The organism is Hymenobacter telluris (assembly GCF_017313265.1).
GTDB classification, from domain to species: domain Bacteria; phylum Bacteroidota; class Bacteroidia; order Cytophagales; family Hymenobacteraceae; genus Hymenobacter; species Hymenobacter telluris.
Window position 1 is genome coordinate 194988 of record NZ_JAFLQZ010000001.1, and the last position, 16520, is coordinate 211507.

Genomic DNA, 16520 nt, shown 5'->3' on the forward strand with positions numbered 1-16520 from the left:
TTTGAATGAAGAAGTTGCTAGTTGCTCTTGCCGGGCTGATGATAGGCAGTTTGTCTGCTGAAGCCCAAAAGAAGCCCGCCCCGAAACCAAAGACCACCGCTGCTGCCCCCGCCGCCCTTATTGCGCAGGGCAAGGCCGTGTACACTGAAACCTGCCTGAGCTGCCACCAGGCCGATGGGGGTGGGGTAGACGGCATGAATCCGCCGCTCATCAAAACCAGCTACGTGCTCGGCGACAAAACCCGCCTAGTGAAAGTGGTGCTCAACGGCTTGCAGGACGTAGACATCGACGGCGAAGAATACAACAACGCCATGCCGTCCTACGACTTCCTGACCGACCAGCAAATAGCCGCCGTGCTCACCTATGTGCGCAGTAGCTTCGGCAACAAGGCCACCCCAATTAGCGCCGCCGAGGTGGAAGCCATTCGTGCCGCGAATAAGAAGTAAGATTCAATCTAAAGCCCGTCATGCTGAGCTTGCCGAAGCATCTCGCGTGCTGACGTTGGATTAGCTACTCAACGATTCAAGCGAGATGCTTCGGCAAGCTCAGCATGACGGTCCGATAAAGTAAAAAGGCCGCCGCAACATATGTTGCGGCGGCCTTTTTGTTGTGGGTGACAAGTCTGTAAGCCGGGTTTTGTACGCTGCCCCGAAAGGCAACGTCTCCACCATTTATCTAGGCCAGTCCTCGCGGAAAGGCTCCATCAACCTACCCACGGACGCCGGACGAGCCGCCCGGTGCCAGCCCGAAGGCCGGCGTGCCCGCTTATTTGGTCTTTCAACCCCTGAGGTTTACCCAGCCGGATCGGTCACCCGCCCGCTGGTGCGCTCTTACCGCACCTTTTCACCCTTACCAAAGGTGAGGTGGTGAAATTGTGAAATGGTGAGTTTATCGTTCCGCTTGCGCAGATTGAACAGCAACTCACTATTTCACCAACACACCATTTCACCGTCTGGCGGTAGTTTTCTGTGGCACTGGCTGTCTGCACCTTACGGCACATCCTTCCCGTTAGGAAGCAGGGTGCTCTGCGTTGCCCGGACTTTCCTCGTCGCCTTGCGGCGCCGCGGTGGAGCGACTCATCACGTGGGCAAAGGTAGGAAGTCGATTAGAGGAAATTAGTATTTTGAATCTTTTATTGCGCTGTGTAAGTGTAATGCCTTCTGTCAAACATTATGACATTTCTTCATCTTCCTCAACCGAAGGATGATACTGGGAAATCTGAAGTCCTGCACCAATTTCAGCAAGTAGTTGAATCAGTTCGGCCGACCAATGATCCATCTGTACACCAACATCATGCATTCTAGTTTCGATACCGAAATCCACCTCAATATCCGCTTCTTCCAGTTTGGTTGCTAGATCTTTTAAACGCAATAGCAGAGTTTTATTGCTTCTTATAAAATCTATAGTGTCTTGAATTTGCTGATCTGAGTCAATAAAATCAGCTCTGCTTGTTGCGAGCTTGAAGCCGCTACATGTAAGAGGCTGTCGAGATTTTATAAAAGGTGTATCTCCTTTGCGCCATGTTGTAATAGGCTCAATAGTTAACCATTCAAGTACTTCGTCAACGTTGAGGTTGTTGGCCGTAAAGATGTAGTTACAGGGCATATATGAAGTTAATGATGGCTTTATAACAAAGTGTATTTTACCCAGCACGTCGCGCCTCAATTAGCTCGTAGCCTTCGTCGATGAGGAGGCGGCTACCGGTGGCGCTGCGTACGGCGAGTTGGTCGCACCGCTCGTTTTCGGGGTGGCCGTTGTGGCCGCGCACCCACTTGAAGAACACTTTGCGCTGGGCGTACACTTTCAGGAAGCGGCGCCACAGGTCTTCGTTGGCTTTCTTGCCGAAATCGGCTTTTTTCTCCCAACCGAATACCCAGCGCTTCTCCACTGAGTCCACCACGTACTTCGAGTCCGTCACGACGGTGATGGGCAGCTCGGGACGGTTGATGGCTTCGAGGCCGACGATGATGGCCAGCAGCTCCATGCGGTTGTTGGTGGTCAGGCGGAAGCCTTCGGTCAGCTCCTTTTCGTGCTGGCCGAAGCGCAGAATGGCGCCGTAGCCGCCGGGACCGGGGTTGCCGCGGGAGGAACCGTCGGTGAAGAGATAAATCATAGGTAGTGCTTGGTGCTTAGTGCGTAGTGCGTAGTGAAAAGGTTTGAACAACCTAAGCACGCAGCACCAGGCACTAGGCACTGAAATCAAAAATTCGATTTGAACAGCTTGATGGCAATGGCCAGCAGAATCACGCCGAACACGCGGCGCAGAATATCCTCGCCGGCTTTGCCGAGTTTGCGCTCAATCCAGGCGCTGCTTTTGAGCACCCCGTACACGAATACTAGGTTCACGGCTATGCCCACCAGCACGTTGGGCAGCGAGTAAGCAGCCCGGAGGGAAAGCAGGGTAGTCATGGTGCCGGCCCCCACGATAATGGGAAACGCCAATGGTACAATGGACCCCGAAGCTGCCAGCGGATTGTGCCGGAACAGCTCAATGCCCAGTATCATCTCCATGCCAATCAGGAAGATAATAATGGCGCCAGCCAGCGCGAACGACTGATAATCGACGCCGAACAAGCTCAGAATACTCTGCCCCAGAAACAAAAACACCACCATTAGCACCCCGGCTACCAGCGTAGCTTTTTCAGAGTGAATCTTGCCCTCGCGCTGCCTGATCTGAATGATAATCGGGATGGAGCCCAACACATCAATCACGGCAAACAGCGTGAGCGTGACGGAGAATATTTCTTTGAGACTGAACATGAGGTGAGATGGTGAAATTGTGAAATGGTGAGTTTGACGTTTGGCTTGCGTCAGTTATGTAAGTGGCGCAGTCAGAACATCAAACTCACCACTTCACAATTTCACCATCTCACCTTTTAAGCAAACTCGCGGGCGAAGAACTGGACCAACTGCTCGAAGGCCTCATCCGGAATGGCGGGGAAGTTGGCAATGCGCAGGCTGCCGGCTTTCCAGTTGCCGTAGCCGTTGCCAAGCTGCAAGCCCTGGGCCAAGGCACGGCGCTTCACCTCGTCGATGAGGGCAGGGGCAGCTTGCAGACCGATAACGGTGGTCGAGCGGGTTTCGGGGTTGGTGATAAGCGGCGTGAGCTGGGTGGCCTGCTCGAAGTAGTCGTAGAGCTTGGTGGCGCGCTCCTGCAAGTGCTGGTGCACCGCTTTGATGGGCTCCCGGTCTTGCAATACGCGGCTCAACAGGTAGATGCCCAGCACGTTGGGGGTGTGGGTGGTCTGGAAGTTGAGCATCTTCTCGTACTGCGCCGTGAGCGAGTTGTAGTGGCTTCGCTCGTTGATCTGGCGGAACCGGTCGACGGCCCGCGGCGATAGTATCATCAACGACAAGCCGGCCGGCAACCCAAAGCACTTCTGCACCGAGGCGTACCACACGTCGGCCTTGATGTACTTCATCTGGATGCCCGCCAACGACGAGGTAGCATCCACGGCCAGCAACGCATTGCCGATGCGGTTGTACAGGTTCAGAATGAAACTGTCGCGCAGCTGGGTGGCATTGCTGGTTTCGTTTTGGGTGATGCACACCAGGTCGATTTCCGGGTCGGGGAGGGGCAGCGTAGTGACGTCGGGTACCTCGTTGGGGCCGAATGGCAGGCCGATGGTAGCGGGCCGTAAGGCTTTGGCGTACTCGTACCATTTCTCACCGAACGCGCCGCTGTAGAGGTGCAGGCTCTTGTTGGGGGTCAGGCTTTGGGTCAGCACTTCCCAGCACTCGGTGGCCGAGTTCATGAAGAACACGGTGTAGTCCTGCGGAACATTGAGCTTATTTTTCAGCTCGGCCACGGTCTGGCGCATCAGCGCAGTGAACCGCTCACCGCGGTGTGGCGCCGACAGCCAGCCCTCATCAAATGCATCTTGCAGATATTGGCGTACCTGCGGGTACACCTGCGACGGGCCAGGATTGAATGTATACATAGGTTGGAAAGGCTAAAGGAAACGGAACCGCAAAGGTAGGGGAGGTGAACTAGTGAAGTAGTGAAATTGTGAGGTGGTGGTTCAGACAGCGGAACCGGCCTAAAAAGAGTTGACTAAGCAACTAGAACGTCATGCTTCATCTGGCGTCCGCTTGTCGAAGCATCTCGCGGGCTGATGTTGGAATAGTAATCCTGCGTCAGCACGCGAGATGCTTCGACAAGCTCAGCATGACCCATTCTTTTGTTTTGCACTTCACCATCTCACTTTCTTACACCTTAAACCCTACACGCTTAGGGCGGAGGCTGTCGAAGTACTGCACCGCCAGCCGGTAGCTTTCCAGCTTGAAGCCGCTGATGCTTCCCACGCAGTGCCGCCCGATCATGCTTTTTTGGCGGAAATCTTCGCGGGCGTGTAGATTGCTTAGGTGCACTTCCACTACGGGGGCGTTGATGGCGGCAATGGCATCGGCCAGGGCTACGCTGGTGTGGGTGTAGCCGCCGGCGTTGAGCACAATACCGTGGTAGGTATAGCCCACTTCGTGCAGCTTATCGAGTAGCTCACCTTCGTGGTTGCTCTGGAAATACTCAATGGTAAGGTGGGGGAAGGCCGCGCGCAGCTCCGGCAGGTAATCGTCGAAGGAGCGGGTGCCGTAGATGCCCGGCTCGCGCCGGCCCAGCAGGTTGAGGTTGGGGCCGTTGAGGATGAGAAGCTGCATTTGCAATGATTGGGTGATTGGATGAGAGAATGATTGCCTGAGCACGGTCATTCAACCGGCGGAAGTGTCAAGCCAAGCTTCGTTAAACTTGCATAAATATCTATCTGTTCAGCAATCTGGCTAACAATTTCCCATTTCCACATTCAATCATCCTCTCATCCAATCATTGCATCCATGTCCACCTGGTCTATCACGCTGCGGCAGTTCGAAGGGTATTTGCAGCTGGAAAAGTCGCTCTCGGCTAACTCGGTGGAGGCGTATGTGCGCGACGTGGGCAAGCTGCGCTACTTCCTGGAAATCAGGCACCTGCCCAACAACCCCAAGGAAGTGACTACGGCGCTGCTACGCGAGTTTCTGGATTGGTTGGGCGAGCTGGGCATGACGGCTACCTCGCAGGCCCGCACCTTGTCGGGCATCAAGGCGTTTTTCAGCTTCATGATTATGGAGGACCTGCTTACCATCGACCCCACCGACACGCTGGAAGCTCCCAAAACCGGCCGCAAGCTCCCCGATACGCTTAGCTACGAAGATATTGTGCAACTCTTGGATGCTGTGGACCTAAGCACCGCCGAAGGCACCCGCAACCGGGCCATTCTGGAAGTGCTGTACAGCTCTGGCCTGCGCGTGAGCGAGCTAACCGAGCTGCGCCTGTCCAACGTGTACGCCGACCAGGGCTTCGTGCGCGTGACCGGCAAAGGCAACAAGGAACGGCTGGTGCCCATCGGCCGCGACGCGCTGAAACACATGGGCTTGTACCTGCAAGGCATCCGCTGCCACCTCGATATCAAGCCCGGCAACGAGGACTTCGTATTTCTGAACCGGCGCGGCGCCAAACTCTCGCGCATCATGATTTTCAACATCATCAAAGACGCCGCGAAAACGGCCGGGGTGCGCAAAACCATTAGCCCGCACACGTTTCGGCACTCCTTTGCCACGCATCTGATTGAAGGCGGCGCCGATTTGCGGGCGGTGCAGGAAATGCTGGGCCACGAAAGCATTACCACCACCGAAATCTACACGCACCTGGATAGAGACTATTTGCGCCAAGTTATAACTGCTTTTCACCCACGTAGCTGAGAGTGAATGAGTAAGTGAGTGAATGAGTGAAGTAGCCTACGCTTGCTGACGTTTATGCAATATGCGCCGTAGGCTACTTCACTCATTCACTCACTTACTTATTCACTCCTTTTGATGGCAGCCGCGCAGCCAGTCTTCTGCTTCATCCACTGATTCGAAGAGTTGCAGCTCGGTGCCGGCACTACGGGTCCAGGTGGTGTCCAGGTCGCCCACGTTGGCGTCGCCGCCGGGCTGCATCACGTGCGCAACGCAGGTGGGGGGCGGGGTATCGGTACTGTCCCAGGCGTAGCGCAGCCACGTCAGCGAGTCGAACCACGGGTTCAGGACCTGGCTGTTGTCGTTGAGAAACAAGGTAACCGCCGGGGTGCTCAGGGTATTCAACGACGAAACAATGCTTTGCAGCGCATGTTGCGGGTTGATGAAGCCGCGCCACGTAGCGCGTACCCAACGGTTGCGGGAGTCATAATCAACTTGGCAGTATGGCTGCTCGGCTGAAGTCAAAGACAGTTGTGGCATGGAACAATGCAGAGAAGAGGAGGAGAGGTCCTAATTAAGCATTGCAATAGGTGTGAGTGGTAGGGGCGCAGTGGTACTTTTGCAACAAATCTAATCATTTCACTGTGCCATCATCTAGGATTTCGAAAATTCCTTGGCGTACGCCTTTGTTGCTGGCAATCGTGGGTTTATTGCTGTTTCTACTGCCATACGTGGTTTTGCAGGAGCACAGTTACATTACTATTGATGACAATTTAGATGCTGAATTTTCGATTCCGTATCTGCTTGTCCAGCAAGGTATAGTGTTTGACTACCGGGCCGCTACCACGTTGCCGGCCATTATGAACGGGCTGCCGCGCAATGCCGCCCGCCCCGGCCTGAGCGTAACAATGCTGCTGTTTGAGGCGCTGCCGCCCTGGGGTGCCTACTTGGTGCAGCAGGCGCTGGTGCGGCTGTTGGGGCTGCTGGGCATGTACGCGCTACTGCGGCAGGCTGGGCTACGCCGGCCACAGCAGCAGGCGTTGGCGGCGGCACTGGCCTTATGCTGGGCCTTGTTGCCTATGTATTCCATGTACGGATTGTCGTTGCTGGGGCAGGCGGGTTTGTTGCTGGCCTTTCTGGCACTATGGCGCGGCGCGGTGCGGTGGTGGCACTGGGCTATCATTGTGGGCTTTCCGCTCTGGAGCACGTTTGTGTTTGTGGGGCCGTTTGTGCTGGTGGCATTGGGGTTGCTAATGCTCTGGGACTGGCGGACTGCTGGCCAACTGAACTGGCGCCTGGTGGCCGGACTGGGCTTGCTTTTGAGCATGTACGTAGTGGTAGAGTGGCCCCTGTTCTATTCCTTGCTGGTTGCCAAGCAGTTTGTGCCGCACCGGTTGGAGTTTGACATGCGGCGCCTGACTCCAATGGGGCTGGTGGCTGGGCTTCGCAGCTCCGCGCAGTTCTTTTTGTTTGGGCAGTATCACGCCAGCCGTTTCCTGCGGCTGGCGGCGTTGCTGGCCATAGGGGCAGGGGTGGTGCTGGCTCCGGTGGGGCGCTGGCCGGTGCTGGTGCGGCGCCTAGGGGTTTTGTTGCTGGTATTGGCTGGCCTGGCTTTGTTCAGTGGGTTTTATCCGCAGTTGGTAGCGGCCGTGCAAACGCGCCTGCCCGCCGTCGGAGCCTTCAACTTCGGCCGATTTCACTACCTCACGCCGTTGCTGTGGTTTGCGGTGCTGGCCCTGGCCTTACGCGAGGTGCCAAGCCGGTGGCAAGTGGGGTTGGTGGGGCTACAGCTGCTGATTGGGCTGGGCATGAACCCGGAGTGGCTCAACAACCTGCGCGAGCTGGCGGGCCGCCCTAAATCCAACGAGCCGACGTACGCAGAATACCTTAGCCAGCCGCTGTTCCGGCAGGTGCAACAAGCGGTGCAGCGCCAAACCGGGCTGCAACCCGCTCAATACCGGGTGGTATGCCTGGGTTTTCCGCCGGCAGTGGCGCAGCTCAACAACTTCTACACCCTGGATTCTTATCAGAACAACTACCCTTTGCCGTATAAGCACCGGTTTCGGCCGCTTATTGCCGGGGAGTTAGCTAAAAGCCCCACGTTGCAAACCTATTTCGATGCCTGGGGCAACCGGTGCTACGTGTTTTCCGCCGAGTTGGGCAAGGATTTCCGGGTAGGTGCGTTTCAACACCGCGTGGTGCAGGATTTCACGTTTGATACCCCTAACTTCCGCAAGTTGGGCGGGCGCTACGTGCTGTCGGCAGCCCGGCTGGCCCAACCGGGCCGTACTGGTTTGCGTTTGGCTGGCGTGTTTACGCAACCCGATGCGTACTGGCAGATTTACTTATATGAGGCGACGCAGCAGTGAAATTATGACATGAGGAAATGACGCGTTTTTTGCTCTAAGGTGTTGCAGCTAAGTGCTCTGGAACGTCAACTCGCCATTTCACCATTTCACCATCTCACTTTTGCGCCGCCGGAAATGCCTAAATTTGGCTCTTTGGTGCGTTTAGAATGGCTAAGAATACTTACAAGCAAGATCAACCCACGCCGGTAAGCCGGGGCAATGAGCCGCGGCCCCCGCGTGCTACGTCGGCCCGGCCTGCGCCGGCCGAAACAACTGCGCCCCGCGAAAACCGCCGGGCGTCCGAGGCCAAGGCCGCCCCGAAAGTACCGCGCCCATCCTTCAAGCTTCCGACGTTTGAGCTGGGCGGCATGTTCGCCTTTGTGCGCGACCGGCGCTTTCAGCTGTTCCTGGGCTTCTTCTTTTTACTCGGCTCCCTGTATCTGACCATTGCCTTCCTCTCGTTCCTGTTTACGGGCCACGCCGACCAAAGCGTGGTAGCTGGCCTGGACCGGACGCCGGTAAAAGAAGCCGGGCAGGAGTCGGGCAACTGGCTGGGGCTGGTGGGGGCAATGGTAGCACAAGTCTTTATCTATAAGGGATTTGGCGTAGCCGCATTTGCCTTGATTCCCATTGTTTTCTTCCTCGGCTACAAGATTGTGTTCCGGCGGGCAGGCGTATCAGTGAGCTACGTGCTGGCGCTGTGCGTGTTTATTATGGGCTGGCTGAGCGTGCTGCTGGGCTACGTGGTACACTCCATGCAGGCTCCCGACGCCGACCCCGCGCTGAGTCACCGCCTCGACTTTCTGAGCGGCGGCATTGGCTACGAAGCAGCCCTCTGGCTCGATAGCCTCATTGGTTGGGGCACCGTACTGCTGCTGGCATTCCTGCTGATTTCCTTCGTGGTGTTCTTCTTCAACGTGACAACTCTCAACCTGCCCCGTTTCGGGACCGAGCAAGAGGAATCCAACGAAGCAGCTCCGGTTCCGCACAATCAGTTCAGCCAGCCTAGCCCCCGTGGCAATTATGCAACTCCCGCTACCCTGGAAGAAGAGGAAAAGGATTTTGGTATGACGGTTCGCTCACTGCGGCCAACTCCTGCTGCTGCACCACCAGTTACCGCCCAAGCCTTTGAGGACGACGACGATTCTGATGACACTGATGTGCCGGTAGTTATGTCGGGTTCGGTGGCTTCGCCGGCTGCGAGTGTGGCGCCAGTTGCTGGTGCTGGGCTTTTAGCGGGGGCGGGTGCAGCAGTGGCCGGAGCGGCGCTGCCGCTTACTGTTGCTCCGGCCGCAGCGGCTATTAGTGCCGCTGGTGCGGCAGCTACGGTAGCTGCGGCCGGGGCCACGGCGGCGTCCAAAGGCCCTAGTTTCTCTATCGAATCGGCCATGGACCCGGAGCCGGTAGCCGTGTTGCCAACGCGCGTGCCGACGCCACTTTCTTTGGCCGACCTGGCCGACGCTGATGCGCCGCTGCCGGCATCTACCAGCCAACAACCATCAGCAACCAACCAACAACCAACCTTACAAATCACCAAGCCCAACGAGTTGGACCCCGCCGCTGGTGCCGATATGGCCGTTATTGCCGACGAAGACGAGGATGCCGACGCCATGCCCGCCGTCAACTACGACCCCACGCTGGACCTCTCGCGCTACCAGTACCCCACGCTGGAGTTGCTCAACGACTACGGCCAGGCTAAAGCCCAGGTAACCAAGGAAGAGCTGGAAGCCAACAAAGACCGGATTGTGGAAACGCTGGGCCATTACGGCATCAACATTGCCAGCATCAAAGCCACCATCGGCCCCACCGTTACGCTCTACGAAATCGTGCCCGACGCCGGGGTGCGCATCTCGAAAATCAAGAGTCTGGAAGATGATATTGCCTTGAGCCTCGCGGCGTTAGGTATTCGAATCATTGCCCCAATTCCGGGCAAAGGCACGATTGGTATCGAGGTGCCGAATACCAAAAAGGAAATGGTAAGCATTCGGTCGGTGTTCAGCACCGAGAAGTTTGCCCACACCGAAATGGACCTGCCGATTGCCTTCGGCCGCACCATCACCAACGAGGTGTTTGTGGTGGATTTGGCCAAGATGCCCCACTTGCTGATGGCAGGGGCCACTGGCCAGGGTAAGTCGGTGGGTTTGAACGTGATACTGGCTTCGTTGTTGTATAAGCGCCACCCAGCCCAGCTGAAGTTTGTACTGGTCGACCCGAAGAAAGTGGAACTCAGTATCTTCAACAAGATTGAGCGCCACTTCCTGGCCAAGCTACCCGACACCGAGGAGGCCATCATTACCGATACCAAGAAGGTGGTGAACACGCTCAACTCGTTGTGCATGGAAATGGACCGGCGCTACGATTTGCTGAAAGATGCTGGCTGCCGTAACCTCAAGGAATACAACCGCAAATTCATCGAGCGGCGCCTCAACCCCAAGAAGGGCCACCGTTACCTACCCTTTATCGTGCTGGTAATCGACGAGTTAGCCGACTTGATGATGACGGCGGGCAAGGAAGTGGAAACCCCGATTGCGCGCCTTGCCCAGCTGGCCCGCGCCATCGGTATTCACTTGATTGTGGCCACCCAGCGCCCCTCCGTGAACGTTATTACCGGCATCATCAAGGCTAACTTCCCGTGCCGGATTTCCTTTAAAGTGACGTCCAAAATTGACTCGCGCACCATTCTCGATGCCGGCGGCGCCGACCAGCTCGTGGGGCAGGGCGACATGCTGATTTCGCAGGGCTCCGATATCATCCGGGTGCAGTGCGCATTCATCGATACGCCCGAAGTGGACCGGCTCTGCGACTTTGTGGGCGAGCAGCAAGGTTACCCCGACGCCTACATGCTGCCCGAAGTGGTGGGCGAATCGGGCGGTGGCAACGGCGACCTGGAGGACATGGACCCCGCCCAGCGCGACTCAATGTTCGAGGAAGCGGCCCGCGTTATTGTCACGCACCAGCAGGGCAGCACCTCCCTGTTGCAGCGCCGCCTCAAGCTGGGCTACAACCGCGCCGGCCGCCTCATCGACCAGCTGGAGCACGCGGGGGTGGTAGGGCCGTTCGAGGGTAGCAAGGCCCGCGAGGTTTTAATTCCCGATGAATACAGTTTGGAACAGTTGTTGAATACCCTGCCTAAATAGTACGTCAAACACGATTTCAAACAGAAAGAGCATCATTTTAAACTTCTTTTTGTTGAATCTTAAACAAAGCTCGTCTTCGTACGTCTCAGTACTCACTTCTACTGCTACTGCACACCTTTTCGTAATGAAAAAAATACTCGCCCTGCTGACTTTATCCGTATCGTTGCTAAGCACTGCTTCGGCGCAGCAGGACCCCAAAGCCGGCAAGATTCTCGACCAGATGAGTGCCAAGTACCAGGCCATGAAAGCTTTCAAAGCCTCGTTCACGCAAACTCTGGAAAACGACGCTGCCAAAGTGAAGGAAAACCTGAGCGGCGACATCACCGTGAGCGGCCAGAAGTTTCGGCTGAAAATGAGCGGCCAGGAAGTTATCAATGATGGTAAAACCGTGTGGGCCTACGCCAAATCGGAAAACGAAGTAACCGTTTCCGACAACGAGCCCGACGAGCAGGAAATATCCCCCTCGCAGATTTATACCCTCTACAAAAAGGGGTACAAGTACACCTACGTGCAGGAAGCCAAGGAAAATGGGGAACTGGTTGACGTTATTGAATTGTCGCCGGAAGACCGCACCAACCAGATTTTCAAAGTGCGCATGAAAGTGAGCAAGGCCGATAAGTCGGTGAAAAGCTGGCAGATGTTCAAGAAGAACGGCAACCGCTACACCGTCAAAATCAACAAGTTCACCCCGAACGTACCCGTGGATGCCACCACGTTCAACTTCGATAAAACCAAATACAAAGGCGTCCGGGTTATCGACCTACGCTAACTAATTCCATCTGCCGATTTGTCCGGCCCGCTTCTGCTTTGTGCGGAGGCGGGCCGGTTTTTTATCTGGTAGGAAATAGTTGCATCATTCAAATTGTCTACTGAGTGAACGAAAGCAATAGAGTATATTTCCTATTCATATGCCGTTATGCAAGAAGATTTCCTCCATTATATCTGGCAGCACCAATACTTCGACCGGACTGACTTACGCACCACTGACGGGCAGCTGATAACGGTGCTTAAACCCGGCTACCGCAACGCCGATGCCGGCCCCGACTTCCTGACGGCTCGTTTGCAGCTTGACGACGTGGAATGGAACGGGGCCGTGGAAATCCATCTGAAAGCTTCCGACTGGCACCGCCACCACCACCAAACCGACCCTAAATACGACCAGGTGGTGTTGCACGTGGTGTATGAAGCCGACCAGCCGGTGCAGCGCCTGGATGGTAGTGTCGTGCCTGCCTTGCCATTGGCGGCTCGTATTGCGCCGCATCTGCTTCAGGCATATCACCGGTTGTTGGAGCAGCCTACTTCGTTGTTGCCCTGTGCCTCGCACTTGCCGGAAGTGCCCGAAATTACCCGCACCAGTATGGTGGAGCGGGCCTTATTGGAACGGGTAGAACTGAAAGCCGCCACAGTATCCGCCTTGCACCAGCGCCTCGGCGACGATTGGGAAGCCACGGCCTACCACACGCTGGCAGCGGGGTTTGGCTTCCAGAAAAACAGCGAGCCATTGGCCCGGCTAGCCAAAGCCCTGCCGCTTTCGGTGCTCCGGCGCCACCGCCACGATGCACTTCAGCTGGAAGCGTTGGTATTTGGGCAGGCCGGTTTCCTGGCAGAAAACGAAGCCACCATCACCGACGAATACGTGACGAAGCTGCGCCAGGAGTTCGAGTTTCTGCGCCACAAGTACAGCCTCCACGGTACCGGGCTGGCCGTGCACGAGTGGAATTTCTTGCGGCTCCGGCCTGCCAATTTTCCGTCGGTGCGGCTGGCGCAGCTGGCGGCTGTGCTACACGCCCGCCCGGCATTGTTCGATGCCCTGCTCACCGCCACCGATTTGCCTGCGCTGCTACGGTTTTTTCAGGTGCCTACCTCTGCATACTGGCGAAACCATTACCGGCCGGGCGTGGCCGGTAAGGTGCCGGCGCTGGGTAAGAGCAGTATCTATCTGTTGATTACCAACGTGGTAGTGCCGCTGCGTGTTGCCTATGCCCATCACACCGGCCAACAAGAGCAGGTGGAAAGTGCCGTGGCGCTGCTAAACCTGCTGCCTCCCGAGCACAACCACCTCACCGACGACTATGCCGCACTAGGGTTTCAGCACCGCAACTCCGCCGATTCGCAGGGGTTGCTGGCGCTACACCGAGCATATTGTGAGCCGCGCCGTTGCCTGCACTGCGCCGTGGGTAGCCGGATTCTACAACGTAACTCAGTCAATCAGTGAAGTTAGCTCTGGCCATTCTACTCAATGCCGCGCTGGCGGTTTTGTTTTGGCGCTGGCTGATGGCGCAGCTGCGCGTGCCCCGGCTGGGCCGCTGGGTGCTGCCCACATTGTTGTTTAAACTTCTGGCCTGGGCGGCGGCCTGTTGGAAACCCAGCTCGGATGCCTTTCATATGCAGCAGTTTTCCTCTACCATGACGCGCCAACTCTGGGAGCGGCCGGGCGCTTGGTTGCAGGCCATGTTGGGCAACGAGTTTCATTACAGCAAGAAGCTCTACCTCGTCTACCACGGTTATTCCAATACGTTTTTCACGGCCAAAATTCTGTCGGTGCTTAACCTGGCCAGCTACAGCAGCAACTGGGGAAACGGCCTGTACCTGTCGTTGTTTTGCTTTGTGGCGTGCTGGGTGCTGGTCCGGACCGTGGCGCAGGTATTTCCGCAAACTCCGGCCGGTGCTGCGCTGATTGGGTTTATGGCCTGGCCAATGGTGGTGTACTGGACGGCAGGCATTACCAAGGAAAGCCTGGTTTTGGGTAGTGCGGCCGGCTTGGTGGCTATAGTAGTGCGGTGGCTCTACGGAAATAAAGCCGTATCAATAATCAGTGTTATCGGGTTTGTGCTACTAGCCGTTTTGCAATTTAAGATGCGCTACTTCTTCGCGGCGCTACTGTTTGCCGCATTGGGTGGAGTGGTGCTGATGCGGCTGCTGGAGCTACTGGGCGTTACGCGGCGCTGGCTGCTGATTACGGCTTTTGTGGCTGCCATTGGCGTGGGCACTTGGGTAGGCAGTGAAGTAACCCTGGTATTTCGCACGAACCGCATTACGCTACAGCTGCTCCGTAACTACAACCAACTAAGCCGCGAGTCGGAGGGCAAGCCGCGCATTGTATTTGTCGAGTTCCGGCCGACTGCGGAAAGCGCTTTGCGTAACGCTCCGCAGGCGGCCTGGGAAGCTATAAGCCGCCCGTGGTTCTGGGAAGGCGGAGCATTGTATAAGGTAGCGGGCCTCGAAAATCTGGTGCTGCTGGCGGTACTGGCCGTGGCAGTAGTGGCTACGCTACGCGGCCAGCCGGGCCGGTTGCCATTTGCGCTGGTAATGGCCCTACTATTTTACTGTTTGGCGCTGGCCGTGCTGCTGGGATTGAGTACGCCCAACCTGGGCACTCTCAACCGATACCGGGCGGCGCTACTGCCGTTTGTGCTGTGGCTGGCCCTGCAAAACGATTATGCGGCGCGGGTGCTTCGGCGGTTTGGGCTGTAATTCGTTTTTGGTTTTTCGCCCAGATGATCTTTCACTCAACTCGAAAAACCAACCCCAAAAAACCAACAACAACGTGGCGTATCTTTGCGGTTTAACTCGCGCTGTATCGCACAGCCTCTCTTCGCTACGCATGGAAAACCCCGTTATAATTCTTGGTGCTCAAACTGTGGGCATTACGGCCCTTGATGCCTTCCTTTCCAACGAGGTAGTGGTGTACTGCCTCCTCGATGACGATACCAAGCTGCAAAATACCGAGCTGTTCGACGTGCCCGTGATGGGCAATACCGACGACAAGGAACTGCTCAAACTACTAGGCAAAAAGTGCGAAGTATTCGTGGCCACCGAAGACACCGCCAGCCGCCGCAGCCTCACGGCCATGCTTCACGACGAGTACGAAGTAGCTCCCGTCAATGCCATTCACCAGCGGGCCAGCGTGTCGCCGCACGCGTGGCTAGGACACGGCAACTTGGTAAGTGCCAACGCTGTTGTGGCTGGTGCCGCCAAAATAGGCAATGGCTGCTTGATTGGGGCCAACGCCGTAGTAGACGCCAAAGTGGAAATGGGCGACTATTCGCAGCTCAGTGCCGGAGCCATTCTCAATGCCGGCGTGGTAGTCGGCGAGCAGGTGTTCATTGGAGCTGGCGCGGTAGTGGTAGCCGGCGTGAAAATCGGCAACAAAGCCCGCATTGGCGCCGGCTCGGTGGTAGTGGCCGATGTGCCCGCCAACCAAACCGTGTTCGGCAACCCCGCCGTTAAAGTTTAGTTGAATTATGAGTTGAGAGTTATGAGTTATGAGTTATAAGGGTGGTTGCCAAATAGTAATCAACTCATAACTCATAACTTATAACTCATAATTTTCTAAAATATGGATTACCGCGTTTTACTGTATTACTGCTACACGCCCATCGAAAATGTGGAGCAGTTTCGGGAGGAGCACCACCGCCTGTGTCTGCAACTGAATCTGCGCGGGCGCATCATTGTGGCACCCGAAGGGCTCAACGGTACCGTGTCGGGCTTGGTGGCCGACTGCGCCGAATACATGCAACTGGTGAAGGCCGACCCGCGCTTTGCGGCGCTGGAGTTCAAGGTGGAAGAAGCCGAAGCGCACACGTTTCAGAAGCTGCACGTGCGCGTGAAGCCGGAAATCGTGCACGTCGGGTTGCCCCACATCAAGCCCTACGAGCGGACTGGCGTGCACCTCTCGCCCGAGGAGTTCCGCGCCATGAAGGACCAGGACGACGTGGTGATTGTGGACGTGCGCTCCGACTACGAGTACGAGCTGGGCCGTTTCAAAAACGCCGTAACGCTGGACATCGAAAACTTCCGCGAGTTTCCCGACCGGGTGGAGCGGCTGGAACAGTACAAAGACAAGAAGATTCTGACCTATTGCACCGGCGGTATCAAGTGTGAGAAAGCCAGTGCGTTCTTGCTCGAACAAGGCTTCGAAAACGTGTACCAGCTGCACGGCGGCATTATTAAGTACGGCCTGGAAGCGGGCGGCGAAGACTTCGAGGGCAAGTGCTACGTATTTGATGGCCGGGTGGCCGTGGATGTCAACCACGTCAACCCTAGCATCATCAGTGCGTGCCACCACTGCCACACGCCCTCCGATAGGATGGTGAACTGCGCCAACCCACACTGCAACGCCCACGTTCCGCTCTGCGAAACCTGCGGCGAGCAACTGCAAGGCGCCTGCTCGCCCGCCTGCCAGGAGCACCCCGATAAGCGCCCCTACGACGGCACCGGCACCTACCCCAAAATCAGCAACCACTACCGCCCCGAGCAAGGCCTGATTTCCTATCGGGCACCGACGGCAATTAAAAATTGAGAATTAATAAATTAAAAACGGGTG

The 16520-nt window shown here is 56.5% G+C and carries 15 protein-coding genes and 1 other RNA gene; 9 read left to right on the forward strand and 7 right to left on the reverse strand.

The genetic code is table 11. The features are described from left to right. Nucleotides 1-5: 5 nt before the first annotated feature. On the forward strand, nucleotides 6-446 hold the full coding sequence (locus tag J0X19_RS00795; RefSeq protein WP_206979977.1) for a c-type cytochrome: 441 nt from the start codon (nucleotides 6-8) through the stop codon (nucleotides 444-446). 163 nt (nucleotides 447-609) lie between these two features. Here J0X19_RS00795 and rnpB read toward each other — a convergent pair. The 6 genes from rnpB to aroQ all read right to left on the reverse strand — a co-directional run bounded on the left by rnpB (nucleotide 610) and on the right by aroQ (nucleotide 4656). Next, an RNA gene (gene rnpB, locus J0X19_RS00800) (RNase P RNA component class A) lies at nucleotides 610-1083 on the reverse strand. An 87-nt stretch (nucleotides 1084-1170) separates the two neighbouring features. Further along, nucleotides 1171-1605 (reverse strand): DUF4279 domain-containing protein, encoded by a 435-nt coding sequence (locus tag J0X19_RS00805; protein WP_206979978.1) that lies wholly within the window; start codon nucleotides 1603-1605, stop codon nucleotides 1171-1173. Nucleotides 1606-1642: 37 nt separating this feature from the next. After that, nucleotides 1643-2113, reverse strand: coding sequence for a ribonuclease HI (gene rnhA / locus J0X19_RS00810; RefSeq protein WP_206979979.1), 471 nt, complete (start codon nucleotides 2111-2113; stop codon nucleotides 1643-1645). Nucleotides 2114-2199: 86 nt separating this feature from the next. Continuing rightward, on the reverse strand, nucleotides 2200-2760 hold the full coding sequence (locus tag J0X19_RS00815; RefSeq protein ID WP_206979980.1) for a MarC family protein: 561 nt from the start codon (nucleotides 2758-2760) through the stop codon (nucleotides 2200-2202). A 116-nt stretch (nucleotides 2761-2876) separates the two neighbouring features. Beyond that, nucleotides 2877-3941 (reverse strand): aminotransferase class V-fold PLP-dependent enzyme, encoded by a 1065-nt coding sequence (locus J0X19_RS00820; protein WP_206979981.1) that lies wholly within the window; start codon nucleotides 3939-3941, stop codon nucleotides 2877-2879. Between the two features lie 268 nt (nucleotides 3942-4209). Then, nucleotides 4210-4656, reverse strand: coding sequence for a type II 3-dehydroquinate dehydratase (gene aroQ, locus J0X19_RS00825; protein ID WP_206979982.1), 447 nt, complete (start codon nucleotides 4654-4656; stop codon nucleotides 4210-4212). Nucleotides 4657-4830: 174 nt separating this feature from the next. On the opposite strand from aroQ, the gene xerD reads away from it, so the two are divergent. Further along, nucleotides 4831-5733, forward strand: a complete 903-nt coding sequence (gene xerD, locus J0X19_RS00830) for a site-specific tyrosine recombinase XerD (RefSeq protein ID WP_206979983.1) — start codon at nucleotides 4831-4833, stop codon at nucleotides 5731-5733. Nucleotides 5734-5835: 102 nt separating this feature from the next. On the opposite strand, the gene J0X19_RS00835 is transcribed toward xerD, so the two are convergent. After that, nucleotides 5836-6249 carry a hypothetical protein gene (locus tag J0X19_RS00835; protein ID WP_206979984.1) on the reverse strand — a complete coding sequence of 138 codons (414 nt, stop codon included), beginning with the start codon at nucleotides 6247-6249 and terminating at the stop codon, nucleotides 5836-5838. Between the two features lie 104 nt (nucleotides 6250-6353). Between J0X19_RS00835 and J0X19_RS00840 the strand changes: the two genes are divergently transcribed. The 7 genes from J0X19_RS00840 to trhO all read left to right on the forward strand — a co-directional run bounded on the left by J0X19_RS00840 (nucleotide 6354) and on the right by trhO (nucleotide 16496). Further along, nucleotides 6354-8078: a DUF6044 family protein gene (locus J0X19_RS00840; protein WP_317194718.1), complete on the forward strand. Its 1725-nt coding sequence runs from the start codon at nucleotides 6354-6356 to the stop codon at nucleotides 8076-8078. Between the two features lie 146 nt (nucleotides 8079-8224). Beyond that, a complete protein-coding gene (locus tag J0X19_RS00845; RefSeq protein ID WP_206979986.1) occupies nucleotides 8225-11194 on the forward strand; it encodes an FtsK/SpoIIIE family DNA translocase in 2970 nt (989 codons plus the stop codon). Between the two features lie 124 nt (nucleotides 11195-11318). Next, entirely contained in the window at nucleotides 11319-11963 is a 645-nt protein-coding gene (locus tag J0X19_RS00850; RefSeq protein ID WP_206979987.1) for a LolA family protein, read from the forward strand. Nucleotides 11964-12110: 147 nt separating this feature from the next. Next, nucleotides 12111-13409 (forward strand): DUF2851 family protein, encoded by a 1299-nt coding sequence (locus J0X19_RS00855; protein ID WP_206979988.1) that lies wholly within the window; start codon nucleotides 12111-12113, stop codon nucleotides 13407-13409. Continuing rightward, nucleotides 13406-14668, forward strand: a complete 1263-nt coding sequence (locus J0X19_RS00860) for a hypothetical protein (RefSeq protein WP_206979989.1) — start codon at nucleotides 13406-13408, stop codon at nucleotides 14666-14668. Before J0X19_RS00855 ends, J0X19_RS00860 begins: the two co-directional genes overlap by 4 nt. Nucleotides 14669-14798: 130 nt before the next feature. Continuing rightward, nucleotides 14799-15431: a NeuD/PglB/VioB family sugar acetyltransferase gene (locus tag J0X19_RS00865; protein WP_206979990.1), complete on the forward strand. Its 633-nt coding sequence runs from the start codon at nucleotides 14799-14801 to the stop codon at nucleotides 15429-15431. Nucleotides 15432-15533: 102 nt separating this feature from the next. Then, nucleotides 15534-16496, forward strand: a complete 963-nt coding sequence (trhO, locus tag J0X19_RS00870) for an oxygen-dependent tRNA uridine(34) hydroxylase TrhO (RefSeq protein WP_206979991.1) — start codon at nucleotides 15534-15536, stop codon at nucleotides 16494-16496. The last annotated feature ends 24 nt before the right edge of the window (nucleotides 16497-16520 follow it).